Below are 24,420 nucleotides of genomic sequence, written 5' to 3'. Positions count from 1 at the left end.
AGCCTCAAGACATAAGAAAAGGCCCCCAGCGACGCCGGGGGCCTTTTTTTGTTCGGCCAAGAGGCCGTTCTCAGTTCAGGCGATCGCCGATCTGGGCGATGGCGGCGTCCAGCAGCGGGTCCTTGGCGCCGCCGGCGAGGCGGGCGGCCAGGATCTGTTCCGCAGCCTTGGCGGCCAGGTCGGCGGCGGCGGCCTTGACCTCGGCCGAGGCCTGAGCCTCCGCTTGGGCGATGCGGGTCTCGGCCATCTTCTGGCGACGGGCCAGAGTCTCTTCCAGCTTGGCCTTGGACTCGACTTCCAGACGACGGGCGTCGGCTTCCGCCTGAGCCATCATCTCGGCGGCCTGAGCCTCGGCCTCGGCCTTTTCCTTGCGGATCTGGACCAGCAGGGCCTCGGCCTCGGCGCGCAAACGGGCGGCCTCGTCCAGGTCGGCCTGGATCTTGGCGCCCTTGGCGTCCAGCTGGGCGGCGGCGATCTTGGGCACGCCGGCGGCGATCAGGATGCCGAAGAAGATCAGCAGGCCGATCCCGACCCAGATCTCCGCATTGGCGAAGCTCCAGATGCCGTGTTCGAAGATGAGGTTCATCAGACGGCTCCCTTGGCCGTAGCCAGTTCGGCCGAGGTGGCGGCCTTGCCGGTCAGGCGCTCGACCATGGCGGCGGCGGCGTCGGAGGCGATGGTTGCGACATTGGCCATGGCCGCATCGCGCGTCTTGCCGATGGCGGTCTCGGCCTCGGCGATGCGGGCGTTGACCACGGCTTCTTCAGCGGCCTGACGGCTGTTGGCGTCTTCCGTCACGTGGGCCTTGGCGGCGGCGGCCATGGCGCGGGCGTCGGCGCGAGCCTTGGCGACCTCGGCCTGAGCCAGGGCGGCCTGTTCGGCGGCCTCGGCCTGAACCTGACGCGCGGTGGCGACGGCGTTGGAAATCGTATCGGCCCGCTCGTCCATCACCTTGCGAAGGCGCGGCGCGAAGACCTTGGAGACCAGGACGTACAGGATGACGAACAGGATCAGCAGATAGCCGATCTGGCCCGCCCAGTGTTCGAACTGGAATTGCGGCAGGCCGCCCGAGCCGTGCTCGGCGGCGGTCGCCGTCTCGGCGTGCAGGTCCGCTTCGACCGAAGCCGGAACCGCATGATTGGTGTGGGTGCTGGCCATGAACCGTCTGCTGCAGAATCAGATGAAGCGGCGCGCGGGCGAACCCCGCGCGCCGTTATCGGCTGATATCAGCCGAAGATCATCAGGATGCCGAGCACGAAGGCCAGGATGCCCAGGGCTTCGGCAAGGGCGGCGCCCACGAACAGGTTGCCGACTTGGCCGGCGGCGGCCGACGGGTTGCGCAGGGCGCCGGCCAGGAACTGACCGAAGATGTTGCCCACGCCCAGGGCCGAACCGATCATGCCCAGGGTTGCGAGACCGGCACCGATGTACTTGGCGGCTTCAGCGTCCATGATTGTATTCCTAGATTAAAGTCGTTGGTGGTTGGGGTGAAGAGACTGAGCCTGCCCTTAGTGGGCGTGGTCCAGGTTGACCACATCATTCAGATAGATGCAGGCCAGAACGGCGAAGACGAAGGCCTGAAGGAAGGCCACGAGAAACTCCAGCGCGGTCAGGGCGACGACCATGCCCAGCGACAGGGCCGCGACCGGGAAGGCCAGCAGGCCGATGCCGCCGCCCAGGCCCAGCAGGCCAAGGGACACGACGAAGCCGGCGAAGATCTTCAGCGCGACGTGGCCGCCCAGCATGTTGCCGAACAGACGAAGCGCCAGGGTGACCGGACGCAGCAGGAAGGAGACGAACTCGATCAGGCCGACGACCGGGCGCAGCGCCAGCGGCGCGCCCATGGGCCAGAACAGCTTGAAGAAGCCCAGGCCGTTCTTGGCGAAACCGACGACCAGCACCAGACCAAAGGTGATCAGGGCGAAGGTGACCGTGATGGCCAGCTGCGACGTCGCCGTGAAGGTCAGGAACAGACCCAGGATGTTCATGCCCAGGATCAGCATGAACAGGGTGAAGACGAACGGGAAATACTTGCGGCCTTCCTGGCCGATGATGGAATCGGCCAGGTTGTCGATCAGGCCGAACAGCCCTTCGCCGGCAGCCTGCAGACGACCCGGCACGACCTGCGCGTTCGAGGTCACAGCGGCCAGGAAGCCGACGATCACGACGAAAGCGGCCGTCATCGCGATATGCGAATTGGTCACGGCCAGATCGACCGTTCCCAGGACAGGCAGGGTCACGTCAGGAAGGTCGATGACCTTCTGAATCTGAAACTGATGAATCGGATCGGCCATGAAGCCCTATCGTTCCCCGTCTTCGTCGGCCTCGACGTAAGGATCGGCCGGAGCCGACGTCCCTAACGCCTTGGCCTGCGCCATCAGCCGGTTGGCTGTGCGACGCGCCATGTAAATCGACAAGGCGAAGCCCAACAGGACCCCGCCGATCAAACCCCACGGACGGGTCCCGAAGACCCAGTCCGCGATGAAACCCGCCGCAAGACCCACAAACACGCCGCCGAGAAGCTCGGCGATGATCTTGTAGGCCTGACCCGACACCTGATGGCCGGTCAGCTCGGCGGATTTCTCCACCGTGGTCCGCGCCTCCAATGCGGATGCGCTGTCTTGGAGGCGTTTGATCGCCTCTTCGCGCGATTCCGACATGGGGGACAGGACCTGTGCTCTCAGAGCTCAAACAATGTGTTTGGGCGGGTCTGAATTCGGCGCGGAAACTAATCGTGAGCGGCCAAGAGGTCAAGGCGTCGTGAATGCGGGCTAAATCTTTGTTCGAGCTCGATTTTCGCCGGACGAGGCCTGACCGTGGCGATGCGTCGCTGTCTAAAGGCGGGGATTCGGTCGCTCCGCATGGCGATATGACGCGCGAACGACTAGGTTGGCGCCCATGAACATGCACGTCCCCTCCCCCTCGCCCGAACGCCGCCCCATCGCGGTGCGGCTGGCGACGCCGCGCGGCTTTTGCGCCGGGGTGGACCGGGCGATCCAGATCGTCGAGCGGGCCATCGAGAAGTTCGGCGCCCCCGTCTATGTGCGCCACGAGATCGTCCATAACCGCCATGTGGTCGAGCGGCTGAAGGCCATGGGGGCCGTGTTCGTCAAGGAACTGGACGAATGCCCGGACGACCGGCCCGTCGTCTTTTCGGCCCACGGCGTGCCCAAGTCCGTGCCCGCCAACGCCCAGGCGCGGCAGCTTCTATTCCTCGACGCCACCTGCCCCCTGGTGTCCAAGGTCCATGTCGAGGCCGAGCGTCATCATGCCGCAGGCCGCCACATCATCCTGATCGGCCATGCCGGCCACCCCGAGGTGATCGGCACCATGGGCCAACTGCCGCCGGGCGCCATCAGCCTGATCGAGACCGAGGCCGACGCCGAATCGTTCGAACGCCCCGGCGACGCCCCCCTGGCCTATGCGACCCAGACGACCCTGTCGGTCGACGACACGGCGGGCATATTGAAGGTGCTGAAGCGGCGCTTCCCCGAACTGCCCGATCCGCACAAGGAAGACATCTGCTACGCCACCACCAACCGCCAGGACGCAGTCAAGGTGCTGGGTGAAGGGTGCGAGCTGGTGCTGGTGGTCGGGTCCAAGAACTCGTCCAACTCGGCCCGGCTGGTCGAGGTGGCGATGCGCGCCGGCGCCCGTGACGCCCGACTGGTCGACGACGCCTCCCAGGTGGACTGGAGCTGGTTCGACGGGGTTCAGACGGTGGGCGTCACCGCCGGCGCCTCGGCCCCCGAACCGCTGATCGCCGCCCTGGTGGACGCCATCGCCGAACGGTTCGACGCCACCGTCACCGAGGACGGCGGCGCGCGCGAGACAGTGACCTTCAAGCTGCCTCGGCTTCTGACGAACTGAGCGCGCGTTCAAGCGGCAGAACCACGCGGAACAGGCTGCCGACGCCGGGCGTGCTGTCCACCTCGATCCGCCCGCCCATCAGTTGCGCCAGACCATTGGCCGCAGTCAGACCAAGTCCCAGTCCTTCGGCGACACGTGTATGGCTCTCGTCCCCCTGCGCGAAGGGATTGAAGAGACGGTCAACCTCCACCCGTGCCATGCCGGGTCCGGTGTCCTGCACCTCGAAAACCAGTCCGTCCTGATCGAGAGCACGCAGGATCACGCTGCCGCGAGGGGTGAAGCGAACCGCGTTGTGAACAAGGGCCGTCAACAGTTTCTGGAGATGAACGGAGTCGCCTATCCACTCGCCCCTCACAGCCTCCACGGTCAGCGTCAGCCCCTTGGCGGCGGCGGCTCCGCGATGATCTGTGGCCAAGCGACGCAGAAGGACGTCCGGTCGGAACGGCTGATCGATCAATTTCACCGCGCCGTCGCCCAGCCTGACGACGTCCAGAAGCTCCTCGATCAACCTGAGTTGCTGGTAGCCGGACGTCTTGAGGATATCCAATCGCTCGCGTTGCTTGGCCGTCAACTCGTCCTGGCTGAGGATCTCGGCCATTCCCAGAACCCCGTTCAAAGGTGTCCGCAGCTCGTGGCTGACGTTTGACAGGAAGCGGGTCTTGGCCGCATTCGCCGCTTCGGCCCGTTCGAGTGCGCCGAACAGTGCAGCCTCGGAAGCGCGGAGCCGACGCACATGCCGCGCCATCCGCCACAACAGAAGACCTCCACCCACCGCCAACAGTCCCATCATCAACATCAACAGCGGAAGCGCTTGAGTAAGAATTTTGTGGCCCGGCCGCTGGGGCGTCCAGACGACCTGACCCAGAGGCGCGCCGGCCGCATCCAGCATCGCCACGCCGATCATTCCTTCGGGCGGCGGCGCGGATCCCGGTTGGAAATGCGCGCCACTGGCGCCCAGCCGGGACCTCAGCCATTCGAGTTCCGCGTCGAAGGACTTGAACGAGGCGACCATGGGATCAGCCTCGGGCGTTGGGCCGTTGGCCGTGTGACGAACCAGGGTCGATACGCCGATCACATAGATCGTGCCGTCAATATCGATGAAGGCCGACTTGAACTGAACCGCCGCCTGGGCGTGAGTTGATCGGTCGCGTCCCTGGGCGCGCAAACGGAGTTCCTCAACCAAAGGCCGCGCGGCGAGAACGAAGGCATTATCGGCATCCGCATGCGGGGCCAGATTTTGCTGATTGACCCTGATCAGCCGGCCCGTGTCGTCATATCCCAAGGTAGCCAAATGGCCGTGTCGCTTCGTGTAAAGGCCGCCCAGAAAACGATCAAACCATTTGGAATTGGCCGGTGCAGTCATTTCCTCGACCGCGTCGTCCCAGACCGTCGTCGGCGCCAGATCCTGGCCGATGGTCTCCAGCACTTGCGAAAGTCTCAGGGAGACTTCGGCTCTTTCCCTTTCCCGCTGATGAGCGTCGATACCCTTGCTGACTATAGCGAGGACACCGACAGTACCTATGACCACTGACAGCATCAGGACCACAATGATCCTGTAACCCGCCGAATCTGATCTCTTGCGCATTTCTCCCATGTCCCGAGGGTTAGGGAGGACAAGCTAAGGCATCATAAAACGATGATAGGCAGTTTCCCTTAGTCGCCGACGAAATCCTGAGCAAACTCGGGCGCGTCTTCTTCGCCCGTCAGACTGTCCTCATCGACGTCGGCGTTTCGGCCGGGATCCGGCAGTTCGAACCCGACGGGCAGCGAAAGGTCCAGCAGGCCCGCCGCCTTCATTTCCTGCACGCCCGGCAGGTCGTACAGGGTCGCCAGGCCGAAATGCTCCAGGAACCGGTCGGCGGTGGCGTAGGTGACGGGCCGGCCCGGCGTCCGTCGGCGCCCGCGCAGACGCACGAACCCCATCTCCAGCAACAGGTCCAGGGTGCCTTTCGACAGGGTGACGCCGCGCACGCTCTCGATCTCGGCGCGGGTGACGGGCTGGTGATAGGCGATGATGGCCAGGGTCTCGAGCGCGGCCCGTGACAGTCGACGTGGCTCCTCGCGCTCCTCGGTCATCATGAAAGCCAGGTCCGCCGCCGTGCGGAACCGCCAGCGGTCGGCGACGCAGTCCAGCTCGACGCCTCGCCCCTCGTACCGCGCGCGCAGACCCGACAGGGCGCGGGCGACGTCGGCGCCTTCGGGCAGGCGGGCGGCGATCTCGGCGGCGCTCAGGGGGCCGGCGGCGGCGAACAGCAGGGCCTCGACCCGGCGCTCGATCTCGGCCTCGTCGGGTTGGAAGGAGAGGTCAGACATCGGGATATCCGCGCATCACGGCGTCAGCTCCAGTGGATGCCCGCCGCCCCGCCGCTTCAGATACAGGTCCGCGAACGGCGCCGTCTGGCGGATGTCCATCGCCCCCTCCTTCACCAGCTCCAGGCTGGCCGACAGGGTCGAGGCGGTATAGCTGGCCTGGCTGGGGCCTTCGTCGTCGTCACGATGGGGCGCCACCTGATCCAGCGGGGTCCAGTCGGCCAGGCGGGGCATGATCTCGCGCAGCCAGTCGCGCGCCGCCTCAAGCGGAAAGGCCTCGACCCGCTGGCCGGGCGAATAGCGCCGCGACTCTTCGCGCCGGCGCTGGGTCACATAGGCGCTCATCAGCTCATACAGGCTGGCGTCGATCCGGTCGGACGGGACGATCACCGTCGCCTCGGGGTCGCCGCGGGTGAAGACGTCGCGCTTCAGCTGGGGCCGGGCCAAAAGCTGGTCCACCGCCTTGCGCATGGCCTCCAGCTTCTGCAGCCGGAAGGCCAGGGCGGCGGCCATGGCCTCGGCCGGCGGCTCCTCGCCCTTGTCCTTTTCGGTGCGCGGGAGCAGCAGGCGGGATTTCAGATAGGCCAGCCAGGACGCCATCACGAGATAGTCGGCCGCCAGGGCGAAGTTGCGCCGCCGCGCCTCGTGCACGAAGGCCAGATACTGTTCCGCCAGCCGGGTGATTGACAGTTTCAGCAGATCGACCTTCTGCGTCCGCGCTAGGGCCAGGAGCACGTGCAAAGGCCCCTCATAGCCGTCCAGATCGACGACAAAAGCCTCGCGCTCCTCGACCTCGGCGACGGCGCTGAAATCCAGATTGGGCTGAAAGGCGTCGGTCATTTTGTTGGGCCTACCGCGCTTCGCGCTGCTTGAGGCCGATGGGGTCCAGGCGGCTCATGCCTGCGCCTCGCCCACGTCCGGCCCCTTGGCCGCGTCCGTCTTGCCCGCCATTGCGCGGAAGAAGCGTTCATGGGCCGCCACGGGATCTAGCGGCTCCGGCGTTCGAACGATCCGTGCCATCGCCGCCTCGGCGCGGCGAAGCGCCCCGCCCTTCAGCGCGCCGACGCCCTCGGCCACCTGACGCATCTCGTCCATGTCGCCGTTCCAGTGGATGACGATGTCGCATCCCGCCTTCAGCGCCTTGTGCGCCCTCTGGGTCAACGAACCGGACAGGGCGTTCATCACCAGATCGTCCGACAGCAGCAAACCGCCGAAGCCCAGACGCTCGCGGATAAGCCGGATCGCCTTCTTCGACTGGGTGGCGGGGCGTTTAGGATCGATGGCGGTGAAGACGATGTGCGCCGTCATGCCGATGGGCATGTCGGACAGGGCCTTGAATGGTGCGAAATCCCAGGCGTCCAGCGTCTCCAGATCGGCATGGACCGTCGGCAAGTCCTTGTGGGTGTCGGCGAAAGCGCGACCGTGCCCCGGCATGTGCTTGATGCAGGGCAGGACCCCGCCCGCCAGCAGCCCCTCCGCCGCCGCGCGGCCCAGCAGGGCCACGGTCTGCGGATCGCAGCCATAGGCGCGGTCGCCGATGATGTCATGAGCGCCCGGAACCGGCACGTCCAGCACAGGCAGCAGATCGACGGTGATCCCGACCTCGCGCAGATCATGGGCCATGAGCCGCGCGCCCAGCCGCGCCAGTTCTCGCGCGCCCATCAGGTCGTTCGACGCCTTCAGATAGGCGTCCCCCGGCGGGTATTTGGGCCAGTGCGGCGGCCCCATCCGCTGGACCCGCCCGCCTTCCTGATCGATCAGGATGGGGGCGTCGGCGTCGCCGATGGCGGCCCGCAGGTCGTCGGTCAGGGCCCGCACCTGCTCCGGGCTGTCGATGTTGCGCCGGAACAGGATGAAGCCCCAAGGCCGCGCCTCGGCGAAGAAGGCGCGTTCGTCCTCCGTCAGCCGGTGGCCCGCACAGCCGTAGATCGCGGCGGAAGTCACCGAACGATGCAATCCCGTCCGGCGGCCTTCAGGGCGTTGCAGAAGGCGACCGCCCGCTCGCGCGACAGGCCCGAGAAGGTGGTGCGGTACAGGGTCGAACCGCTGGACGAGGTGACCTCGGTCACCCGCTTCTGGGCGCCCGAGGCGTACTGGCCGAAGCGACCCGCGACGGCGGCGTATTCGCGGTCGGCGATCTCGGTGGAGGAGAAGGCGCCGATCTGGACCGAGGCGGAACCCGTGGCGGCGCCGGCGGCCGGCGCAGGCGTCGCCGCTGCGGGGGCCGGGGCGGCCGGACGCGGCGCAGAGGCGGCCGGGGTTGCAGCCGGGGCGGCCTTGGCCGGCGGCAAGCCCTGCCCGGTCGGGGCGGCGGCGGGCGGCGCGGCCGGACGCGGCTGGGGCGCCTCGGGAGGGGGGGTGAAGGTGACGGGCGCGTCGGTCGTCTCGGCCTCGTCGCGATAGACCCGCACCCCGTCGGCCGGATCCACCGGCTGGGCGTCCACGGGCGGGGCTGTCTTCATCTCGCCGACGGGCTGGCCCACGGCGGGCGGCGCGTCTGTCGAGGCGCGCATGCCTGAGCGATAGAAGAAGATCACGGCGATGATCAGCACCAGCAGGATCACGGCGCTGACGATCAGGGTCACGGGCGGCGACTTGCCTCCGCCCGAGCCGACATTGCGGCCGCCGCCCCCGCTGCGCGGATCATAGGAATTGCGGCGGAACGGCAGGTCGTCGTCGGTCGGGGGCGTATAGGCGCCTCGGCCCGGTCGGTTTTCGTCATCGAAAGACATGGTCGCACTCCGCCGTGGGTCCGGCGCTGCGAATCGGCGCGCCGAATAATGAGTTTAACGCCCCGCCGCCGTCTTTCGAATCACAGATCGAGGGCCAGGTCGAGGCTGAACAGTTTCTGGTGGACTTCTATGGCGTAGCGATCGGTCATCCCAGCGATGTAATCGCACACCGCGCGCGCCCTTTGGGTCCGGTCTTCGGTGGCCGCCGGCACGGCCCACTCCGGCGGCATCACCTCAGGCTCGGCCATGAACAGCTCAAACAGTTGCGACAGAACCCGCCGCGCCTGGCTGCGCGTCCGATTGACCCGGTAGTGGCGATACATCCGCTCGAACAGGAACTTGCGCAGAACCGCCAGGTCCACGTGCATCGACCGCGAGAAGTCCACCATGGTCCGCGTCGCCGTGCGGACATCCTCGGTCGAGCCGATCCGGTCCTCTTCCAGCCGCCGGGCCGTCTCGGCCAGGACGTCCTCGACCATGACGCCGATCATCCGCCGCACGGCCTCGATCCGCAGCATCCGGTCGTCGATGGCGGGCCAGTCGCGCCGCACCTCGGCCAGCATCGGTCCGATCAACGGCACCTGATCCAGGTCCTGCAGGGTGATCAATCCAGCCTGCACCCCGTCGTCCACGTCGTGATTGTTATAGGCGATGTCGTCGGCGATGGCCGCGCACTGGGCCTCCAGCGAGGCGAAGGTGCCCAGGCGCAGGTCCCAGCCCGCCTCTCCGTCCGTCCGGTACGGACGCACCACCGACCAGGCCGGTTCGTCCAGCCGGTGCGACACCGGGCCGTTGTGCTTGATGACGCCCTCGACGGTCTCCCAGCTCAGGTTCAGCCCGTCGAACTGCGGATAGCGGTTCTCCAGCTCGGTGACGACGCGGAAGCTCTGGACATTGTGGTCGAAGCCGCCGTGATCGGCCATCTGCACCACCAGCTCGTCCTCGCCCGCATGGGCGAAGGGCGGGTGGCCAAGGTCGTGGGCCAGGGCGACCGTCTCGGCCAGGTCGTCGTCCAGCCGCAGCGCATGGGCCAGCGACCGCGCGATCTGGGCCACCTCCAGCGAATGGGTCAGGCGGGTGCGGTAATGGTCCCCCTCGTGCGCCACGAAGACCTGGGTCTTCTCCTTCAGGCGGCGGAAGGCGGTCGCATGGATGATCCGGTCGCGGTCGCGCGCGAAGGCCGTGCGGGTGCGGCTGGGGGGCTCGAAGAAGCGGCGGCCCTTGGTCAGCTCGGCGCGTTCGGCGTAGGGGGCGAGAGGTGTCTGGCTCAAGTCATCAACTTTGAAGCGGTCGGGCCTTTGCGAACGCCCTTGCGCGCCTCATATAGACAGCCGTGAGCACCGTCCAATCCACAGAACCATCCACATCCGCCTTCACGGTCGCCACGCGAGCGCCGGAAGGCATCGTATTGGCCGTCAGCGCCGCCAAGCGGCTGGAGAAACTGGGCGCGGCCGAGGGCAAGACCCTGATGCTGCGCGTGGCGGTGGACGGCGGCGGCTGTTCGGGCTTCCAGTACCGGTTCGAACTGGTCGAGACGGCCGAGGACGACGACCTGCGCATCCAGGCCGACGGCCAGGCGGCCCTTATCGACCCTGTCTCGGTCCCCTTCCTGAAGAATTCCGAGATCGCCTATGTCGACGAACTGGCCGGCGCCCAGTTCGTGGTCCGCAATCCCAACGCCGCCTCCAGCTGCGGCTGCGGCGTCAGCTTCTCGATCTGAACCCGGTCAGCGTCGGCGCCGGATCAGGGCCCAGACGGTGACGACGACGGTCGAGGCCAGCAGGGCCGAAAAGACCGCATCCCAGACGCCGTCCCCCAGCAGGGCGCCGATCAGCCCCGTCAGGCTGAGCACGAAGACCGCGACGGGCGCGCCGAAGATGGCCCAGATATTCAAATCCTTGCGGCTCATGCCGGTTTCCGCCGTCCCTTGACCAGCCAGAGGTAAAGGCCGGACCCCAGGATGACCATGGTCGCCAGGTCCAGCAGCGCCCAAAGGATCTTCAGCCCCAGCCCGCCATAGTCGCCGAAGTGCAGCGGCTGGGATAGGGACAGGGCCTTCACATACCAGGGCGTCGGCGCCACGGCCGCCAGCTCCCCGGTCCGGGCGTCGATCAGGGCCGGTGTGGTCAGATGGGTCGTCAGCGGCGTGTCGCCGTGGAAGAAGACGGCGTAGTGGTGATCGGTCGAATAGTCGGTGCCCGGGAAGGCGACGAACTGCAGCTTCATGCCGGGTAGAGCCTGTTTGGCCCGCTCCACCGCCGCATCCAGCGAGGCCCGTTCGCCGGTCGGCGCCGAGGCGTCATAGGCGACGGTCAGTTCCTTCAGCGCCGTGTTCTTCCAATAGGCCAGGATCGGCGTCGCCAGGGTGTTGACCACGCCCGTCGCCCCCACCACCAACAGCCAGGCCACGGTCACCACGCCCAGCAGGTTGTGATAGTCCAGCCACCGCGTCCGCGCCGACTTAGCCGCGCGCACCGTGCCGAACGGCAGGCGCCGCATGAAGGGGGCGTACAGCACCACCCCCGACACCACCGCCACGATCAGCATCAGGCCCATCAGCCCCAGGAACAGCATCCCCGGCAGGCCCAGGAACATGTCGGTGTGCAGCTGAAGCAGGAACTCCATGACCGGATGGCCGGCCACCGGCGGGGCGACCGCGCCGCTGGTCTGGTCGATCGGCTCGAAACTGTAGCGCCCGGCCGGGCCGTTCGGATCGACGCTGGTGACGTTCACCACCGGCCGATCCTCGTCGAAACTCATGAAGGCGGGGACCTCGCCGGGGTGACGCGCCAGGGCCGCCGCCAGCACTTCATCCAGGGTCAGACGCGGCCCGTCCGGATCGGCCGGGGTCCAGGTCTGCTCTAGCAAGACCTCTTCGATCTCGTGGGTGAAGACCAGCGGCAGGCCCGTGACGCACAGCATCAGCAGGAAGAGCGTGGAGACCAGGCTCGACCATTTGTGCGTCCAGGACCAGGCGCGGATGGTCCGCGTCTTCATCCGATCAGAATTCCGCCGAGACCGACAGGCGGAAGGTGCGTGGCGCGCCCAGGGTCAGATAGTTCGAACCCGGATAGCCGCCGACGGCGACCCACTGGTCCTCGTCCGCGATGTTCTCGACCCGCGCCCGCACCGTCAGATCCTTGCCGCCGGCGACGAAGGCGTAGCGCAGGCCGGCGTCGAACCGGGTCCATTCTTCCAGCTCCAGCGTGTTGGTCGCATTGGCGGGCTGCGCGCCGGTATGGACCCCGCGGCCCTCCAGCGTCAGGCCGCTGACCATCGGCACGTCCCATTCGACATTGGCGTTGATCTGGAAGTCCGGCACGCCGATGGCGGATTTGCCCTCGTTCGCGGCGGTCAGCGAGCGGTTGGCCTCGGCGTCCAGCCAGGTCGCGCCGCCGATCAGACGCAGGCCGGCGACCGGCTCGCCATAGACGGTCAGTTCGACGCCCTGGTTCTCCTGCTCGCCGCCGTCGGTATAAACGCCTGTAGGCCGGGCGCCCGCGGCGGGATCTCCGTTGGAGGTGATCGAGACCAGCGCGCTGGGCAGAGTCGTGCGGAAGACACTCAGCGTGCCGCCGAACGACCCCGCGTCATACTTCACCCCCACCTCGGCCTGTTCAGCGCGGAAAGGTTCCAGCACTTCGCCGCCGTTGGTGACGGTGACCGGCACGGCCGCGTCTCCCCACCCTGCCACCACCGCGTTCGCCAGCGTCGGCGCCGTGGTTCCTGGCACGAGGGCTTCGGCATAGTTGGCGTACAGCGAGATCTTGTCGCTGGGCCTGTAGACCAGGGCGAAGGCCGGGGTGGTCGCATCACTGGAATAGCCCGAGCCGAAGGCCCCGTCGGCATAGGCGTAGGACTTGGTCTCGATCTCCTGATAGCGGACGCCGACTGTCGCCAGGACGCGGCCGTCCAGGAAGGACAGCACGTCTGCCACGGCGACGCTGGTGTTCTTGACCCGCTCGGTCACGTTCGGATCATCCAGATCGCCCGACACGCTGGTGATGGCCGGCGCAGGCGACAGGGTCGGGTTGCTCAGCGTCCCAAACGAATAACCGCTGAAGCTCGAGGCCGCCCAGGCGTTCTTCGACTTCGACTGGATCTGCGAGGCCGAGGCCACCAGGCGGTGTTCGACCGGCCCGGTCGTCAGGTCGGCGCGCACGCCGATGTCGCCGGACCAGACGGTGTCCTCGCGGATGTTGTCAAAGCGATAGCCGCGGATCGCGCCAGCGGCGTCAGCGCGCGGATTGGCCAGGCTGTTGTCTTCCTTGCCCTGACGCCCGCCGAAGGCCGCCCAGGCGGTGACCGTGCCCGACAGGTCGAACTCGCCGCGCACCGCGCCAAACAGCTGCTCCTCGTCCGTATAGGTCCAGTGCTGCGCGAAGTTCTTGTCGGCCGACGGGGCGTCCGGGATGGCGGTCCCCGGCGTCACGCTGGGACGCGGCGCATCGATGCGGTGGTCCTGCCAGCCCAGATCGGCCGAAAAGCGAGCGCGGTCGCCGCGGCGATCCAGGCCCAGGCCGACGACGCGCAGTTGGCCGTTCTCGTGCTCGACCGAGCCCTCGCCGTCGCGGCTGGCCAGGTTCAGACGCGCGCCCCATTGGTCTTCGACGCCGAAGCGACGAGCCAGATCGGCGGCGGCGTAGATCTCGTCATTGCCCGACACCCCGGCGGTCAGGCGCGTCAAGGGTTCGCCGGCGCGTTTGGGCGTCAGGTTGAAGGCGCCGCCGACGCCCGTCCCGCCCGGCGCGGCGCCATTCAGAAAGGCGCTGGCGCCGCGGAACACCTCAACCCGCTCGACCAGTTCGGCCGCCACGAACTGGCGCGGCAACACGCCGTACAGACCGTTGTAGCTCATGTCGTCCGAGAAGACCGGGAAGCCCCGGATCACATACAGCTCCTGGAAATTGCCGAAGCCCTTGGACACCCGCACCGTCGGATCGTTCTGCAGCACATCGCCGATGCCGCGCGCCTGCTGATCGCGGATCAGCGTCTCGGTGTAGTTGCTGGTCGAATAGGGCGTGTCCATCACATCCATATTGCCCAGCAGACCGACCCGGCCGCCTCGCGCCACCTGCCCGCCGGCATAGGCCGAGGTCAGTCGCACCTGCGATCCCGTCACGACGATCTCGTCCAGTTCGGCAGGCGCGGCCGACGCCTCCTGGGCCAGGGCAGGCGCGGCGACGGCAAGGGCCAGCAGGCTGGAGGCGCAGGCGAAACGGCGGATCGGGCGGGTCATGACTTGCAAAATATTCTCAAAATCAGGGAGAGGCGGCTGCATACGCTCTGATGCGATTGCTTTGCAATGGCGAGCGCCTTCTCGCGGCCGCGCGTCTTGCCGCACCCCGACTTGCAATTAGCTATCCCCCTAATTAGGGTGAGGCCTATGAACGCCCTGTTCAAAGCCCTGTCGCATCCGGTGCGCCGTCGCATCATCGCCATGCTGCGCGCCGGCCCTCTGGCCTCCGGCGATATCGCCGCCGGCTTCGACATGAGCTGGCCGACGATCACCGGCCACCTCAACGCCCTGAAGGAGGCCGGCCTCGTCAGTCCCGAGCGCGAGGGCCAGACCATTCGCTACCGGCTTGAAATCTCGGCGGTGGAAGAGGCCATGGCCTTTCTGATGGACATCGCCGGAACGGGCGAGACCGCCGAAGTCCCGTCCATAGCGCAGAAGGCGCCCCGTCGATGAAGGATCGCCTGTTGGTGCTGGACTATCTGACCCTGGCCGTCTTCGCGCTCCAGGCGGCCTTCGCCCTGCATGTCGGCCTCAACGGCCCGACCACGCCGATGCCGATGCACTGGAACGGCCAGTTCCAGGTGGATCGGTGGGGCAGCCGGGTCGAGTTCGCGACCTTCCTCGGCGGCATGACCTTGATCGGCTTCATCGCCACAGCCGGTCTGGGCCTGGGCGCCCTGCGCGCCGTTTCTGACGGCGACGCCTCGCGCGGCCGTTCCTTGCGGATCGGGCAGGCCATAAGCCTGTTCGTCTTCGCCGCCATCGGCCTGCTGATCAGCTGGACGGGCCTGGGCAACGCCACGGTCGAGACCGGGCCGGTGGTCACCATGGCGGGCGTGTCGCTGATCCTTCTGGTCCTGGGCGCCTTCCTCGGCCGGGTCGCGCCCAATCCTGTGGTTGGGGTCCGCACGCCCTGGAGCTACAAGAGCCGCCTGGCCTGGGACCGCTCCAACCGACTGGCGGGACGCCTGTTCTTCCTGCTGGGCCTCATCGGTCTGATCGCCGCGCCGCTGGCGCCCCAGCCGCTGGGCGCCCTGTCCCTGACGGCGGCCGTCCTGATCGTCGCCGCGCTGTCGGTGTTCGAGAGCTGGCGCGTCTGGCGCAACGATCCCGACCGCCAGCCCTTCTGAACCTCGTCCAACCAAGGAGACCGCCATGTTGACGCTGACCCTCGCCCTGCTCGCCGGCCCGGTCTCGACCGAGATCGCCCTGCCCGTCCAGCCCGCGCCGCTGCACGGAACCCTGCTGGCGCCCGAGAACGCCGGCGCCGTCGCCGTCATCCTGCCCGGCTCCGGCCCGACGGATCGCGATGGGAACAGCCCAATCGGCGTTTCCGCCTCGACCTACCGCCTGCTGGCCGAGGGACTGGCAGCGCAGGGGATCGCCACGGTCCGCATCGACAAGCGGGGTATCGCCGCCAGTGCTGCCGCGGGTCCCGCCGAGACCGATCTGCGCTTTGACGCCTATGTCGCCGACGCCCGCGCCTGGGCCGCCGAAGCCGCCCGTCGCGCCGGCAAGCCCTGCGCCTGGCTGATCGGCCACAGCGAGGGCGCCCTGCTCGCCCTGACGGCCGTCGAGGGCGGCGACGACCCCGAATCCAGCAAAGTCTGCGGCCTGGTCCTGCTGTCCGGCGCCGGTCGTCCGGCGGGCGTGGTCATTCGCGAACAACTGGCCGCCTTGCCCGAACCGATGAAGACCCAGGCCTTTTCCGCCCTGACCGAGCTGGAAGCCGGCCGTACCGTCGCCGACACGCCGCCCGCCCTGGCCGCACTGTTCCGTCCGTCGGTCCAGCCCTATCTGATCTCGTGGCTGCCGCTGGACCCCGCCGCCCTGATCGCCGCCTACGCAGGCCCGGTCTTCATCGGACAGGGGACCACCGACATTCAGGTCAGCGTCGCCGACGCCCAGGCCCTGGCCGCCGCCGACCCGCAGGCGACGCTGAAACTGTGGGACGGCGTCAATCATGTACTGAAGACGGCGCCCGCAGACCGGGCCGCAAACATCGCCGCCTATTCCACCCCCGACCTGCCCCTGGCGCCCGGCGTGGTCGAGGATGTGGCGGCCTTTATCCAGGCCCGAACGCCGCACTGACGGCTTGCGGCGACAACAGGTCTGGAGCCCGGGCGTCCGCCTCCCTATCTTGGCGCCATGCCCATCGCCCGCCTCTCCTCCCGCGCCCTCATCTCCGTCACGGGCGAGGAGGCCCGGCCCTTCCTGCACAATCTGCTGACCCAGGACGTGGAGACGCTGGGCGAGGGCGAACTCCGGTTCTGCGCCCTGTTGTCGCCGCCCGGCCGGCTGCTGTTCGACCTGTTCATCCTGGGCGAGGCCGAGGGCGTCCTGCTGGACGTGGCCGCCGAGCGCCGCGACGCCCTGATCCAGCGGCTGTCGATGTACAGGCTCCGCGCCAAGGTCCAGGTGGCCGCCGACGACCGCCCGGTCTTCGGCGCCTGGGCGGACACGCCGCCCGGCTTCATCCCCGATCCCCGCACGCCCCTGATGGGCGGCCGCCGGTATGGCGAGGCGGCCGCCGATGCGACCGAGGCCGACTATTCCGCCCACCGTCTGTCGGTCGGCGTGCCCGATCCGACCGCCGACGCCCCACAGGACAAGACCTATCCGATCGAGGCCGATTTCGACCTGCTGAATGGGATCGACTTCCAGAAAGGCTGTTTCGTCGGTCAGGAGACCACCTCACGCATGAAGCGCCGGGGCGTGATCAAGAACCGGATGATGCCGCTCGACTTCGATGGCCCCCCGCCCCCCTTCGGCGCCGAGGTGCTGAAGGGCGAGCTGCGCGCGGGCGAGGTGCTGTCGGGCCGCGACGGCTCGGCCATGGCGCTTGTGCGCATCGACCGTCTCGACGGCGACCTGACCGTCGAGGGCCGCCCGGTGCGCTTGCGTCGGCCCGCCTGGATGGGTCAGGACGTCCTCCCCTCCTCAACCGACTGAGACCCTCCCATGAAGATCGCCGACCAGATCGTCCTCGTCACCGGCGGCGCACGCGGCGTCGGCGCCGTCGCCGTCCGCGCTTTCGCGCGTGAAGGGGCGCGCGTGATCATCAATTGGCGCGCCAGCGGCGAGGCCGCGAACGCCCTGGCGGAAGAGATCGGCGACCGCGCCATCGCCCTCCAGGCTGACGTGACCGACCGCGCCGCCGTCGACGCCCTGGTCGCCGCCGCCCATGCCCATTTCGGCGCGCCCGTCACCACCGTCGTCAACAACGCCCTGGACTTCAGTTTCAACGGCGACGCCCGGTCACAGATGACCGACATCGGCTGGGACGAACTGGCGGCCCAGTTCTCGACCGTGGTGCGCGGCGCCCTGAACACCATCCAGGCCACGGCGCCGGGCATGGCCGCCGGTCGGTTCGGGCGGGTGATCAACATCGGCACCAACCTGTTCCAGAACCCGGTCGTGCCCTATCACGACTACACCGCCGCCAAGGCCGCCCTGCTGTCGCTGACACGCACCGCAGCCGGCGACCTGGGCCCCGAAGGGATCACCGTCAACATGGTCTCCGGCGGCCTGCTGCGCACCACCGACGCCAGCGCCGCCACGCCGGAAGCCGTCTTCGACTTCATCGCCGGCATGACCCCGCTGCGGTCCGTCACCACGCCCGAGGAATTCGCCGACGCCGCCCTGTTCTTCGCCTCGCCCTGGAGCCGCGCGGTGACGGGTCAGAACCTGGTGGTGGACGGGGGACTGGTGCGGGATTGAGCCGCAAGACCTTCCCCCGCTTGCGGGGGAAGTGGCAGGCCGTGGCGCGAAGCGACCCGCCTGACGATGGGGGAAGTCTTGCTTCTCAAAGGAAGACTTCCCTCTCCGTCGCTGGATCGCTTCGCGATCGCCGCGACACCTCTCCCGCAAGCGGGAGAGGGTCTTGAACACATCGAACAAACCGGCAACATCCCGCCATGACCGACTCACACACATCCGGCCGCTGCGGCTGGTGCGGAACCACCGACCCGCTCTACATCGCCTACCACGACACCGAATGGGGCGTGCCGGAACGCGACCCCCGCGCCCTGTGGGAAAAGCTCGTCCTCGACGGCTTCCAGGCCGGCCTCGCCTGGATCACCATCCTGCGCAAACGCGAAGGCATCCGCGACGCCTTCGACGGCTTCGACCCCGAGATCGTCGCCCGCTATGACGAGGCCGACATCCAGCGCCTGCTGGGCGACGCCCGCATCATCCGCTCCCGCGCCAAGATCAACGCCGCCATCCGCGGCGCCCAGATCTGGCTGGAGATGCGTGAAAACGGAGAGGACTTCTCCGAATGGCTCTGGTCCTTCGTCGACGGCGAACCGATCCACACCCCCTTCGCCGACTATCGCCAGGCCCCGACCCAGACCGAACAGTCCCTGGCCATGGCCAAGGCCCTGAAGAAGCGCGGCTTCAACTTCTGCGGCCCGGTCATCGTCTATGCCTTCATGCAGGCGGTAGGCATGGTCAACGACCACCAGACGACCTGCTTCCGTCACGCTCAGGTTCGTGCGATGGCGGGCCATGGCTAAAGCCCCTGCGAATCCGAAAGCCTTCCCCACCCTTGCGCTCGAGACGGTGCTGATCCAGCGCGTCAACGGCCCCGTCTGCGGCGTGGACGAGGCGGGGCGCGGGCCGTGGGCGGGGCCGGTGTCGGCGGCGGCGGTGATCCTGAACCCCGCCGACCTGCCGCCGGGCATCGACGACTCCAAGGCCCTGACCGAAAAACGCCGCGCCGCCCTGGAGCCCGAGATCAAGGCCCGCGCCGTCGCCTGGGGCGTCGGGTTTGCCTCCGTGGAAGAGATCGAGGACCTGAACATCCTGCACGCCACCGGCCTGGCCATGTGTCGGGCGGTGGAGCAATTGGCGGTCCAGCCGGTGGCGGCTCTGGTGGACGGCAATTACCGTTTCAAACTGCCGTGCGAGATTCAGACCGTGGTCGGCGGCGACGGCCTGTCCCTGTCGATTGCGGCGGCGTCGATCCTGGCGAAGACGGCGCGCGACCGGCTGATGATCGATCTGGACGCGCAGTATCCCGGCTACGGCTTTGCGCGGCACAAGGGCTACAACGCCCCCATTCATCAGGCGGCGTTGAAGACACTGGGTCCGTGCCCGGCGCACCGACGCGGCTGGTCGCCCATTAAGGCTTTGCTGGAACAGGTCTGAAGCGCGGAACCGCGCGTCAGATGTGCATGAACCCGCCGAGCAATGCGCCCATCAGGGCGGCGACGGCGGCGCCCGCCAACATCATCATCCAGTGGGGCGGCTGCCCCAGACTGGGCTCCACGTCATCCTGAGCGGTCTCGACCGCCACCGGTTCGCGCCGTCCAAACCGTTCGGCGTTGTGGGTATAGATGCGCGACGCCAGCCGGTCCGACGAAATCTCTATGACCGGTTCAGTCGAAATCCACGACTTCGGCTCGGGCGCGGACCGCAGGCGGTAATCCTCTTCGCGCGTGGAGGCCGGGGTGTGAGAGACGAGCGGTTGCATGTCTCTTCAACGACACCGGCTGTGTCGGGTTCCCGACAGAGTCTGCCAAAACCCATTTGTAATCAGGCGGCCACGGGAAGCTCGACCGGCCGATCCGTGACGACGAACAGGTGTTCGACGTTCTTCAGCCGGCCCACCTGGCCCACCTTGACCCCCTTGGGATTATGGATGCCGATCCGGGCGCCGACATAGCGGGGGTGGGCGATTTCGACGACCTGCACATGGCCGCGCGACGACAGCATCTCGACTAGGTCGGCCCGGCTCAAATAGCCTTCGTCGTTGAAACTGACGATCAGGTTGGGGGCGCGCACCCGTTCGATCACCGTCCGCAGCGCCGGGCCGATGCCGGGGCGGCTGTTGAAGGCGCTCTTGCGGGTCTTCACGTCCACCCGCTTGTTGGCGATGCCATAGGTTTCGGGCCGGTCCCACAGCACCAGGCTTTCCCAGCAATGGTAGTTGCCCAGATAGGAATGCTGATTATAGGGCGGGTCCAGATAGACTAGGTCCGCCTGGACCTGTTCGGCCATTTCGACCGCATCGCCCTGGGTCGCACGGCACGGCGACCCGACCGACGGCAGCAGGTCGGGCAGGCGCAGCTCCAGCGGCTTCAGCGCGCGCGGCGCCCACTGCTTCATATAAGCCATCTGCACCCCGGCCGTGGAATCGACCCGGTCCGCCGCCTCCATCAGACTGACCAAGGCGATGGCCTTCAGCTCGGGCTCCAGCCCCATGGCCTCGATCCGGTCGCGCATGGCGTCGATCCTTGCACCGTTGTCGGGGTGGAAATAGCGGGCGTCGTGGCAGAAGGCCTGGGTGAACCAGCCCGGTTCCGGCTTCACGGCGCGCAACTCGCCCAGCACCGCCTCGGCCCGCTCGACCCAGCGCTCGCGATCCGCCTGGACATAGGCGGTCGCCAGAGTGTGGGCATAGGCGTTGTGATCGTTCGACCAGACCTGAAACCCCTCTCTTTTGAGTGCGTGGCCTACCCTAGCTGTGCCCGAGAATAGGTCACACACTAGCCCTCCGGCAGGGAGTGTGAGCGCCACGGCAGCAGAGATGTGATTCAGAAGGGCTCTCTTTGACCCGATATACTTGATCACAACCTTGACTACCCCTTGCACCGAATCCCATGCTGCTCCCCCAAAAAGGAGAATGCCACATGCCCCGGGGCGCAATAGATTATAATAGGCTTCAACAGGCAGATTTGACCGTCGTAGCAATGCAGATCGCATTGGAACACGGAGGCGCTATCCAAACTGCTCACTTAAAAGATCTTATGGTTCAAAAATACCGCCCGCAGGGTGCCGATGCCCAGCTCAATGCCAACTGGCAAGAAAATTTTCGGCAGGTTGTCGGAAACATCATCAGCAACAGAAGACGCATGCAAACCAGCATGTTCAACCTTAGATACGCCGACAAAATTCGAGGAGGTTTCCGTCTAACGCAGTTGGGACGCGATTTTTTAGAAACCGTTCCCACCTAACTCGTTTTGCCGCCCGCCACCTTGGCCTTCGCCGGGGCATGGGCAAGACGCAGCAGATTGGCCGCGCCGGGCGCCCCGAACGGCGTGCCGGCCAGGATCAGGATCCGCTGGCCCGGCTCGGCAAGGCCATATTTGACCGCGCTGTTCACCGCATCGTCGGTGACGGCTTCCAGCGAATCTGGCTGGTCGCCCAGGCGCGGCTCCAGCCCCCAGACCAGGGCCAACCGACGGGCCGTATTCGGATTGGGCGTCAGGACCAGGATCGGCTTCAGCGGCCGCTCGCGCGCCATTCGCCGGGCGGTGCCGCCCAGAGTGGTGAAGACCACCAGACAACCGGTGGACGGCGCATTAGCCGCCATGGCCGCAGCCCCGACCAGGGCGTCGACGTCATGCTCGTCCATGCCGGCGTGTTCGGCGCCCATCAGCTTGGGCCACATCGGATCGCGTTCGACCCGTTCGATGATCCGGCTCATGATCTCGACCGATTCCAGCGGATAGTCGCCCGAGGCCGTCTCGGCCGACAGCATAAGGGCGTCCGCGCCCTCATAGACCGCGTTGGCCACGTCGGTGGCCTCGGCGCGGGTCGGCGACGGGGCGCTGGTCATCGACTCCAGCATCTGGGTCGCCACGATCACCGGCACGCCGCGATTACGGGCCGCGCGGACGATCTGCTTCTGCGCCACCGGGACGTCCTCGGGGTCCAGTTCGACGCCCAGGTCGCCCCGCGCCACCATGACCCCGTCGCAATAGTCGAGGATGGCCTCCAGATCGGCCAGGGCCGCCGGCTTCTCGATCTTGGCCAGGCAGGCCGCCTGACCGTTCACGATCCGCTTCAGCTCGGCCATGTCCTCGGGCTTCTGCACGAAGCTGAGCGCCACCCAGTCCACGCCCTGACGCAGGGCGAAGGCCAGGTCCTCGCGGTCCTTGGGGGTCAGGGCCGACACGGGGATCACGGCCTCGGGCACGGCCACCCCCTTGCGGTCAGACAGTTTCGTGCCGCTCTCGACCGTCACATCGGCCCAGTCATCGGTCCGGTCGTTGACCCGCAGCCGCACCCGGCCATCGTCCAGCAACAGCAGCATGCCGGTGCGCAGGGCCTTGAAGATCTCGGGGTGCGGCATCTGCACCCGGGTTTCGTCGCCGGGCGTCGGGTCCAGGTCGAACCGCATCTTGTGGCCCGGCTTGACCGCGATCTCGACGTCCTTGAACCGGCCCAGCCGCAGCTTGGGGCCCTGCAGGTCGGCCAGAACGCCCAGCGGACGCTGCAGCGCCATCTCGGCCCCGCGCACGGCCTTCAGGGCGGCGGCGTGGTCCTCATGCGTGCCGTGGCTGAAGTTCAGGCGGAAGACGTCCACCCCGGCCTGGGCCAGGGCCTTGACCGTGCCGGGGGCGCGGCTCGCGGGACCGAGGGTCGCGACGATGCGGGCGCGGCGGGCTCTGTTCATGGGGACGTTTCCTGTTCGCTTCCGAGGCCGCCCAAATCACGCCCCGAAAGGGACGGTTGGACGATTTGTCCCCTTCTGCCGATGAAACGTCCCCGACGTAAGGTCACGCCCCCACTGGGAAACACGAGTTTACGACGCGAAACAGGAGTTTATCGCGCCGGCGTCGTCTCCGTCGCCGGACAATCGGCCACAGCGAACCCGTTCAGGTCGATGCAGCGCCCTTCAACCTTGGGCGTCACCACCCCCATGACATGCGCCAGGGTCGGGGCGATGTCGATGGTGCGGATGGGCAGGAACCGCTCTTCACCCGTCGCGCCGGGCCACCAGAATAGGATAGGCACCCGGCGATCATATTCCCACGGCGTGCCGTGACCGGCCAGGGTCGAGCCTACCCTCCCGCCGGCCGTGACGTTCTGGGCCCAGGCGAACTGGATGTCCGGCGACCGCTCGGCCACGGTCGACAGGCGCATCCGCTCGCGCAGGCTCATCATCTCCGGTTGGCGGCTCTCCGGCAGAGGCTCGGCCAGCAGACGGTCGCGGGTCTCGGCGAAGGCCACATCCGGCAGGACACGCAGCATCTCCACCGCCGCCTCGGCCACCTGTGTCCGCAGCGGATCGGGCAAGGACCGATGCTGGGCGTCGGCGACCATCAGGCCGCTGCCCCCGACCTGAAGCGGATCGGCGCTCAGATTGAACCGGGCCTTCAACGCGTCGTTCACGCCCTGGATCGCGAACAGATCGGCGCGGCGCGCATGCGGATAGCCGTGGTCGTGCAGCCGCTCGACGAAGTCCGACCCGCCGTGGTCGGCCGTCAGCACCACCAGGGCGCCGCCGGGAACCTGGACCAGCCGGTCCAGGAACTCGCCCAGGGCCGCATCCAGCCGCAGCATCTGCTCGCACATCTCCGGCCCCTGGGTGCCGTACATGTGGCCGATCCGGTCCGTCGCAGAAAGGCTGACGCCCAGCATGTCGGTCGTCGCGCCCTGGCCCAGCTTCTGGGTGTCCAGCAGATATTCGGCGGCCTTCAGCGTCTGTTCGTCCAGCAGCGGCGAGGTGTCGAACTTCAGCCCCGCCGGCGGCAGTGTCGAATGGAAAGTCTGGCTGCGAATGGTCCAGTCCCCGGCCAGCGCCCGGCATTGGTCGTTCGTGTAATCCCAGGCGACCGGCGCCAGGCTCATGCCCAGGCGGAAGTCGCGATTGAAGTCCGCGACCGGCGCCAGCTTGGCCTGCGCCGTCTCGCCCGGTTCGACATAGGTGGTCAGGCCGAAACCCTCGGTGAACCAGAAGGCCTGGCCTTGGTGTCCAGCCAGGTTGATCGCGCCCCGGTCCTTGCCCGAGACGGCGAAGACCTTGCTTTGCGGGCTGACGGCCTTCAGCCAGTCGCCCAGGGTCGTGGCGCGCAGTTGTTCTGGGCCGACCGGGCCGTTGTCGACGTCGTCGCGTCCATTCGCCAGGTGGTTGGCGGGCGCGGCCAGACAATAGACTTCCTGGCCGGTCTTGCCGTCGATCCAGTCGTTGGCCGGGATTCCGGTCTCGGTCGGATGCATGCCCGTCAGAACCGTCGAGTGGCCGGGGCAGGTCTCGGTCAGGCCGTGGGTCTGATAGCCGTTGATCGACACCAGCCCCTGGTCCGCTATCCGGCGCAGGCCGCCCGTGTAGCGGCCGCGGTACTGGTCGAACAGATTGGCGCTGAACTGGTCCACCACGATGGTGACGATCAGCTTCGGAGGCGTCAGGGCCGCAACGGAGGCCTGTGGAGCCGGGGTCGGCGTCTGGCTCTGTCGCGCCATCGCTGGAACGGCGGCGCCGACCAGCGAAACAGCGGCCAGGGCCGCGAGGGCGGTGCGCGACAGGGACATGAGCTT

Annotated in this window: 27 protein-coding genes and 1 pseudogene; 10 read left to right on the top strand and 18 right to left on the bottom strand. The window is 67.5% G+C overall.

The window, feature by feature from the left end; translation table 11 throughout:
* Positions 1 to 70: 70 nt before the first annotated feature.
* The 5 genes from GGR11_RS00270 to GGR11_RS00250 form a co-directional block, all read right to left on the bottom strand.
* On the bottom strand, positions 71 to 586 hold the full coding sequence (locus GGR11_RS00270) for a F0F1 ATP synthase subunit B (protein WP_183194811.1): 516 nt from the start codon (positions 584 to 586) through the stop codon (positions 71 to 73).
* Positions 586 to 1,158 (bottom strand): F0F1 ATP synthase subunit B family protein, encoded by a 573-nt coding sequence (locus tag GGR11_RS00265; protein ID WP_183194810.1) that lies wholly within the window; start codon positions 1,156 to 1,158, stop codon positions 586 to 588. Before GGR11_RS00265 ends, GGR11_RS00270 begins: the two co-directional genes overlap by 1 nt.
* A gap of 68 nt (positions 1,159 to 1,226) precedes the next feature.
* On the bottom strand, positions 1,227 to 1,451 hold the full coding sequence (locus GGR11_RS00260; protein ID WP_008261286.1) for a F0F1 ATP synthase subunit C: 225 nt from the start codon (positions 1,449 to 1,451) through the stop codon (positions 1,227 to 1,229).
* Between the two features lie 57 nt (positions 1,452 to 1,508).
* Positions 1,509 to 2,294, bottom strand: coding sequence for a F0F1 ATP synthase subunit A (locus GGR11_RS00255; RefSeq protein ID WP_183194809.1), 786 nt, complete (start codon positions 2,292 to 2,294; stop codon positions 1,509 to 1,511).
* Positions 2,295 to 2,300: 6 nt separating this feature from the next.
* A complete protein-coding gene (locus GGR11_RS00250) occupies positions 2,301 to 2,660 on the bottom strand; it encodes an AtpZ/AtpI family protein (RefSeq protein ID WP_008261665.1) in 360 nt (119 codons plus the stop codon).
* A gap of 238 nt (positions 2,661 to 2,898) precedes the next feature.
* Between GGR11_RS00250 and ispH the strand changes: the two genes are divergently transcribed.
* Complete coding sequence (gene ispH, locus GGR11_RS00245; RefSeq protein WP_183194808.1) at positions 2,899 to 3,870, top strand: 4-hydroxy-3-methylbut-2-enyl diphosphate reductase; 972 nt, start codon at positions 2,899 to 2,901, stop codon at positions 3,868 to 3,870.
* Here ispH and GGR11_RS00240 read toward each other — a convergent pair.
* The 6 genes from GGR11_RS00240 to GGR11_RS00215 all read right to left on the bottom strand — a co-directional run bounded on the left by GGR11_RS00240 (position 3,842) and on the right by GGR11_RS00215 (position 10,183).
* Positions 3,842 to 5,455 carry a sensor histidine kinase gene (locus tag GGR11_RS00240; RefSeq protein ID WP_183194807.1) on the bottom strand — a complete coding sequence of 538 codons (1,614 nt, stop codon included), beginning with the start codon at positions 5,453 to 5,455 and terminating at the stop codon, positions 3,842 to 3,844. The genes ispH and GGR11_RS00240 overlap by 29 nt on opposite strands.
* A 68-nt stretch (positions 5,456 to 5,523) precedes the next feature.
* Positions 5,524 to 6,183 (bottom strand): SMC-Scp complex subunit ScpB, encoded by a 660-nt coding sequence (gene scpB / locus GGR11_RS00235; protein WP_183194806.1) that lies wholly within the window; start codon positions 6,181 to 6,183, stop codon positions 5,524 to 5,526.
* A 15-nt stretch (positions 6,184 to 6,198) separates the two neighbouring features.
* Complete coding sequence (locus GGR11_RS00230) at positions 6,199 to 7,020, bottom strand: segregation and condensation protein A (protein WP_183194805.1); 822 nt, start codon at positions 7,018 to 7,020, stop codon at positions 6,199 to 6,201.
* 54 nt (positions 7,021 to 7,074) lie between these two features.
* Positions 7,075 to 8,124, bottom strand: a complete 1,050-nt coding sequence (gene nagZ, locus GGR11_RS00225) for a beta-N-acetylhexosaminidase (RefSeq protein WP_183194804.1) — start codon at positions 8,122 to 8,124, stop codon at positions 7,075 to 7,077.
* Positions 8,121 to 8,912, bottom strand: coding sequence for an SPOR domain-containing protein (locus GGR11_RS00220; protein ID WP_183194803.1), 792 nt, complete (start codon positions 8,910 to 8,912; stop codon positions 8,121 to 8,123). The genes nagZ and GGR11_RS00220 overlap by 4 nt, the downstream gene beginning before the upstream one ends.
* 80 nt (positions 8,913 to 8,992) lie before the next feature.
* Complete coding sequence (locus GGR11_RS00215) at positions 8,993 to 10,183, bottom strand: deoxyguanosinetriphosphate triphosphohydrolase (protein ID WP_183194802.1); 1,191 nt, start codon at positions 10,181 to 10,183, stop codon at positions 8,993 to 8,995.
* A 62-nt stretch (positions 10,184 to 10,245) separates the two neighbouring features.
* On the opposite strand from GGR11_RS00215, the gene erpA reads away from it, so the two are divergent.
* Positions 10,246 to 10,632 (top strand): iron-sulfur cluster insertion protein ErpA, encoded by a 387-nt coding sequence (gene erpA, locus GGR11_RS00210; RefSeq protein WP_183194801.1) that lies wholly within the window; start codon positions 10,246 to 10,248, stop codon positions 10,630 to 10,632.
* Positions 10,633 to 10,638: 6 nt separating this feature from the next.
* Here the strand turns inward: erpA and GGR11_RS00205 are convergent, their stop codons facing one another.
* The 3 genes and pseudogenes from GGR11_RS00205 to GGR11_RS00195 form a co-directional block, all read right to left on the bottom strand.
* Positions 10,639 to 10,821, bottom strand: a complete 183-nt coding sequence (locus tag GGR11_RS00205; RefSeq protein ID WP_183194800.1) for a hypothetical protein — start codon at positions 10,819 to 10,821, stop codon at positions 10,639 to 10,641.
* Positions 10,818 to 12,004: pseudogene (locus tag GGR11_RS00200) on the bottom strand (PepSY-associated TM helix domain-containing protein). The gene GGR11_RS00205 and the pseudogene GGR11_RS00200 overlap by 4 nt, the downstream one beginning before the upstream one ends.
* Positions 11,914 to 14,151 (bottom strand): TonB-dependent receptor, encoded by a 2,238-nt coding sequence (locus GGR11_RS00195; protein WP_183194798.1) that lies wholly within the window; start codon positions 14,149 to 14,151, stop codon positions 11,914 to 11,916. The pseudogene GGR11_RS00200 and the gene GGR11_RS00195 overlap by 91 nt, the downstream one beginning before the upstream one ends.
* A 147-nt stretch (positions 14,152 to 14,298) precedes the next feature.
* Between GGR11_RS00195 and GGR11_RS00190 the strand changes: the two genes are divergently transcribed.
* From GGR11_RS00190 to GGR11_RS00160, 7 genes are all read left to right on the top strand, one after another.
* Positions 14,299 to 14,604: a metalloregulator ArsR/SmtB family transcription factor gene (locus tag GGR11_RS00190; protein WP_183194797.1), complete on the top strand. Its 306-nt coding sequence runs from the start codon at positions 14,299 to 14,301 to the stop codon at positions 14,602 to 14,604.
* Positions 14,601 to 15,281 (top strand): SdpI family protein, encoded by a 681-nt coding sequence (locus GGR11_RS00185; RefSeq protein ID WP_183194796.1) that lies wholly within the window; start codon positions 14,601 to 14,603, stop codon positions 15,279 to 15,281. The genes GGR11_RS00190 and GGR11_RS00185 overlap by 4 nt, the downstream gene beginning before the upstream one ends.
* A gap of 25 nt (positions 15,282 to 15,306) precedes the next feature.
* Entirely contained in the window at positions 15,307 to 16,242 is a 936-nt protein-coding gene (locus GGR11_RS00180; RefSeq protein ID WP_183194795.1) for an alpha/beta hydrolase, read from the top strand.
* 57 nt (positions 16,243 to 16,299) lie between these two features.
* Positions 16,300 to 17,103, top strand: a complete 804-nt coding sequence (gene ygfZ, locus GGR11_RS00175; RefSeq protein WP_183194794.1) for a CAF17-like 4Fe-4S cluster assembly/insertion protein YgfZ — start codon at positions 16,300 to 16,302, stop codon at positions 17,101 to 17,103.
* A 9-nt stretch (positions 17,104 to 17,112) separates the two neighbouring features.
* Positions 17,113 to 17,871: a 3-oxoacyl-ACP reductase gene (locus GGR11_RS00170; RefSeq protein ID WP_183194793.1), complete on the top strand. Its 759-nt coding sequence runs from the start codon at positions 17,113 to 17,115 to the stop codon at positions 17,869 to 17,871.
* Between the two features lie 197 nt (positions 17,872 to 18,068).
* Complete coding sequence (locus tag GGR11_RS00165; protein WP_183194792.1) at positions 18,069 to 18,668, top strand: DNA-3-methyladenine glycosylase I; 600 nt, start codon at positions 18,069 to 18,071, stop codon at positions 18,666 to 18,668.
* Positions 18,661 to 19,302 carry a ribonuclease HII gene (locus GGR11_RS00160; RefSeq protein ID WP_183194791.1) on the top strand — a complete coding sequence of 214 codons (642 nt, stop codon included), beginning with the start codon at positions 18,661 to 18,663 and terminating at the stop codon, positions 19,300 to 19,302. The genes GGR11_RS00165 and GGR11_RS00160 overlap by 8 nt, the downstream gene beginning before the upstream one ends.
* A 16-nt stretch (positions 19,303 to 19,318) precedes the next feature.
* On the opposite strand, the gene GGR11_RS00155 is transcribed toward GGR11_RS00160, so the two are convergent.
* On the bottom strand, positions 19,319 to 19,627 hold the full coding sequence (locus tag GGR11_RS00155) for a hypothetical protein (protein WP_183194790.1): 309 nt from the start codon (positions 19,625 to 19,627) through the stop codon (positions 19,319 to 19,321).
* A 62-nt stretch (positions 19,628 to 19,689) separates the two neighbouring features.
* Positions 19,690 to 20,727: a DNA adenine methylase gene (locus tag GGR11_RS00150; RefSeq protein ID WP_183194789.1), complete on the bottom strand. Its 1,038-nt coding sequence runs from the start codon at positions 20,725 to 20,727 to the stop codon at positions 19,690 to 19,692.
* A 59-nt stretch (positions 20,728 to 20,786) separates the two neighbouring features.
* Here GGR11_RS00150 and GGR11_RS00145 point away from each other — a divergent pair, with 59 nt between their 5' ends.
* Positions 20,787 to 21,110 carry a hypothetical protein gene (locus GGR11_RS00145; RefSeq protein ID WP_183194788.1) on the top strand — a complete coding sequence of 108 codons (324 nt, stop codon included), beginning with the start codon at positions 20,787 to 20,789 and terminating at the stop codon, positions 21,108 to 21,110.
* Here the strand turns inward: GGR11_RS00145 and pyk are convergent.
* Both pyk and GGR11_RS00135 read right to left on the bottom strand, forming a co-directional pair.
* Positions 21,107 to 22,555 carry a pyruvate kinase gene (pyk, locus tag GGR11_RS00140; RefSeq protein ID WP_183194787.1) on the bottom strand — a complete coding sequence of 483 codons (1,449 nt, stop codon included), beginning with the start codon at positions 22,553 to 22,555 and terminating at the stop codon, positions 21,107 to 21,109. The genes GGR11_RS00145 and pyk overlap by 4 nt on opposite strands.
* A gap of 149 nt (positions 22,556 to 22,704) precedes the next feature.
* Positions 22,705 to 24,414: an alkaline phosphatase family protein gene (locus GGR11_RS00135; protein ID WP_183194786.1), complete on the bottom strand. Its 1,710-nt coding sequence runs from the start codon at positions 24,412 to 24,414 to the stop codon at positions 22,705 to 22,707.
* Positions 24,415 to 24,420: the final 6 nt, after the last annotated feature.

The sequence above is a fragment of the Brevundimonas mediterranea genome, from assembly GCF_014196125.1.
Classification (GTDB): Bacteria; Pseudomonadota; Alphaproteobacteria; order Caulobacterales; family Caulobacteraceae; genus Brevundimonas; species Brevundimonas mediterranea.
This window is presented reverse-complemented; position numbering and strand designations above follow the sequence as displayed.

Excerpts from the sequence above, each read along its gene's own strand:
- GGR11_RS00240 (WP_183194807.1), bottom strand. The coding sequence starts at position 5,455 with ATGCGCAAGAGATCAGATTCGGCGGGTTACAGGATCATTGTGGTCCTG.
- pyk (WP_183194787.1), bottom strand. The coding sequence starts at position 22,555 with ATGAACAGAGCCCGCCGCGCCCGCATCGTCGCGACCCTCGGTCCCGCG.
- GGR11_RS00160 (WP_183194791.1), top strand. The coding sequence starts at position 18,661 with ATGGCTAAAGCCCCTGCGAATCCGAAAGCCTTCCCCACCCTTGCGCTC.
- GGR11_RS00190 (WP_183194797.1), top strand. The coding sequence starts at position 14,299 with ATGAACGCCCTGTTCAAAGCCCTGTCGCATCCGGTGCGCCGTCGCATC.
- GGR11_RS00180 (WP_183194795.1), top strand. The coding sequence starts at position 15,307 with ATGTTGACGCTGACCCTCGCCCTGCTCGCCGGCCCGGTCTCGACCGAG.
- GGR11_RS00220 (WP_183194803.1), bottom strand. The coding sequence starts at position 8,912 with ATGTCTTTCGATGACGAAAACCGACCGGGCCGAGGCGCCTATACGCCC.
- GGR11_RS00255 (WP_183194809.1), bottom strand. The coding sequence starts at position 2,294 with ATGGCCGATCCGATTCATCAGTTTCAGATTCAGAAGGTCATCGACCTT.
- GGR11_RS00170 (WP_183194793.1), top strand. The coding sequence starts at position 17,113 with ATGAAGATCGCCGACCAGATCGTCCTCGTCACCGGCGGCGCACGCGGC.
- GGR11_RS00145 (WP_183194788.1), top strand. The coding sequence starts at position 20,787 with ATGCCCCGGGGCGCAATAGATTATAATAGGCTTCAACAGGCAGATTTG.
- GGR11_RS00195 (WP_183194798.1), bottom strand. The coding sequence starts at position 14,151 with ATGACCCGCCCGATCCGCCGTTTCGCCTGCGCCTCCAGCCTGCTGGCC.
- GGR11_RS00250 (WP_008261665.1), bottom strand. The coding sequence starts at position 2,660 with ATGTCGGAATCGCGCGAAGAGGCGATCAAACGCCTCCAAGACAGCGCA.
- scpB (WP_183194806.1), bottom strand. The coding sequence starts at position 6,183 with ATGTCTGACCTCTCCTTCCAACCCGACGAGGCCGAGATCGAGCGCCGG.
- GGR11_RS00260 (WP_008261286.1), bottom strand. The coding sequence starts at position 1,451 with ATGGACGCTGAAGCCGCCAAGTACATCGGTGCCGGTCTCGCAACCCTG.
- GGR11_RS00230 (WP_183194805.1), bottom strand. The coding sequence starts at position 7,020 with ATGACCGACGCCTTTCAGCCCAATCTGGATTTCAGCGCCGTCGCCGAG.
- GGR11_RS00165 (WP_183194792.1), top strand. The coding sequence starts at position 18,069 with ATGACCGACTCACACACATCCGGCCGCTGCGGCTGGTGCGGAACCACC.
- GGR11_RS00185 (WP_183194796.1), top strand. The coding sequence starts at position 14,601 with ATGAAGGATCGCCTGTTGGTGCTGGACTATCTGACCCTGGCCGTCTTC.
- GGR11_RS00265 (WP_183194810.1), bottom strand. The coding sequence starts at position 1,158 with ATGGCCAGCACCCACACCAATCATGCGGTTCCGGCTTCGGTCGAAGCG.
- GGR11_RS00135 (WP_183194786.1), bottom strand. The coding sequence starts at position 24,414 with ATGTCCCTGTCGCGCACCGCCCTCGCGGCCCTGGCCGCTGTTTCGCTG.
- GGR11_RS00270 (WP_183194811.1), bottom strand. The coding sequence starts at position 586 with ATGAACCTCATCTTCGAACACGGCATCTGGAGCTTCGCCAATGCGGAG.
- ygfZ (WP_183194794.1), top strand. The coding sequence starts at position 16,300 with ATGCCCATCGCCCGCCTCTCCTCCCGCGCCCTCATCTCCGTCACGGGC.
- GGR11_RS00205 (WP_183194800.1), bottom strand. The coding sequence starts at position 10,821 with ATGAGCCGCAAGGATTTGAATATCTGGGCCATCTTCGGCGCGCCCGTC.
- ispH (WP_183194808.1), top strand. The coding sequence starts at position 2,899 with ATGAACATGCACGTCCCCTCCCCCTCGCCCGAACGCCGCCCCATCGCG.
- GGR11_RS00155 (WP_183194790.1), bottom strand. The coding sequence starts at position 19,627 with ATGCAACCGCTCGTCTCTCACACCCCGGCCTCCACGCGCGAAGAGGAT.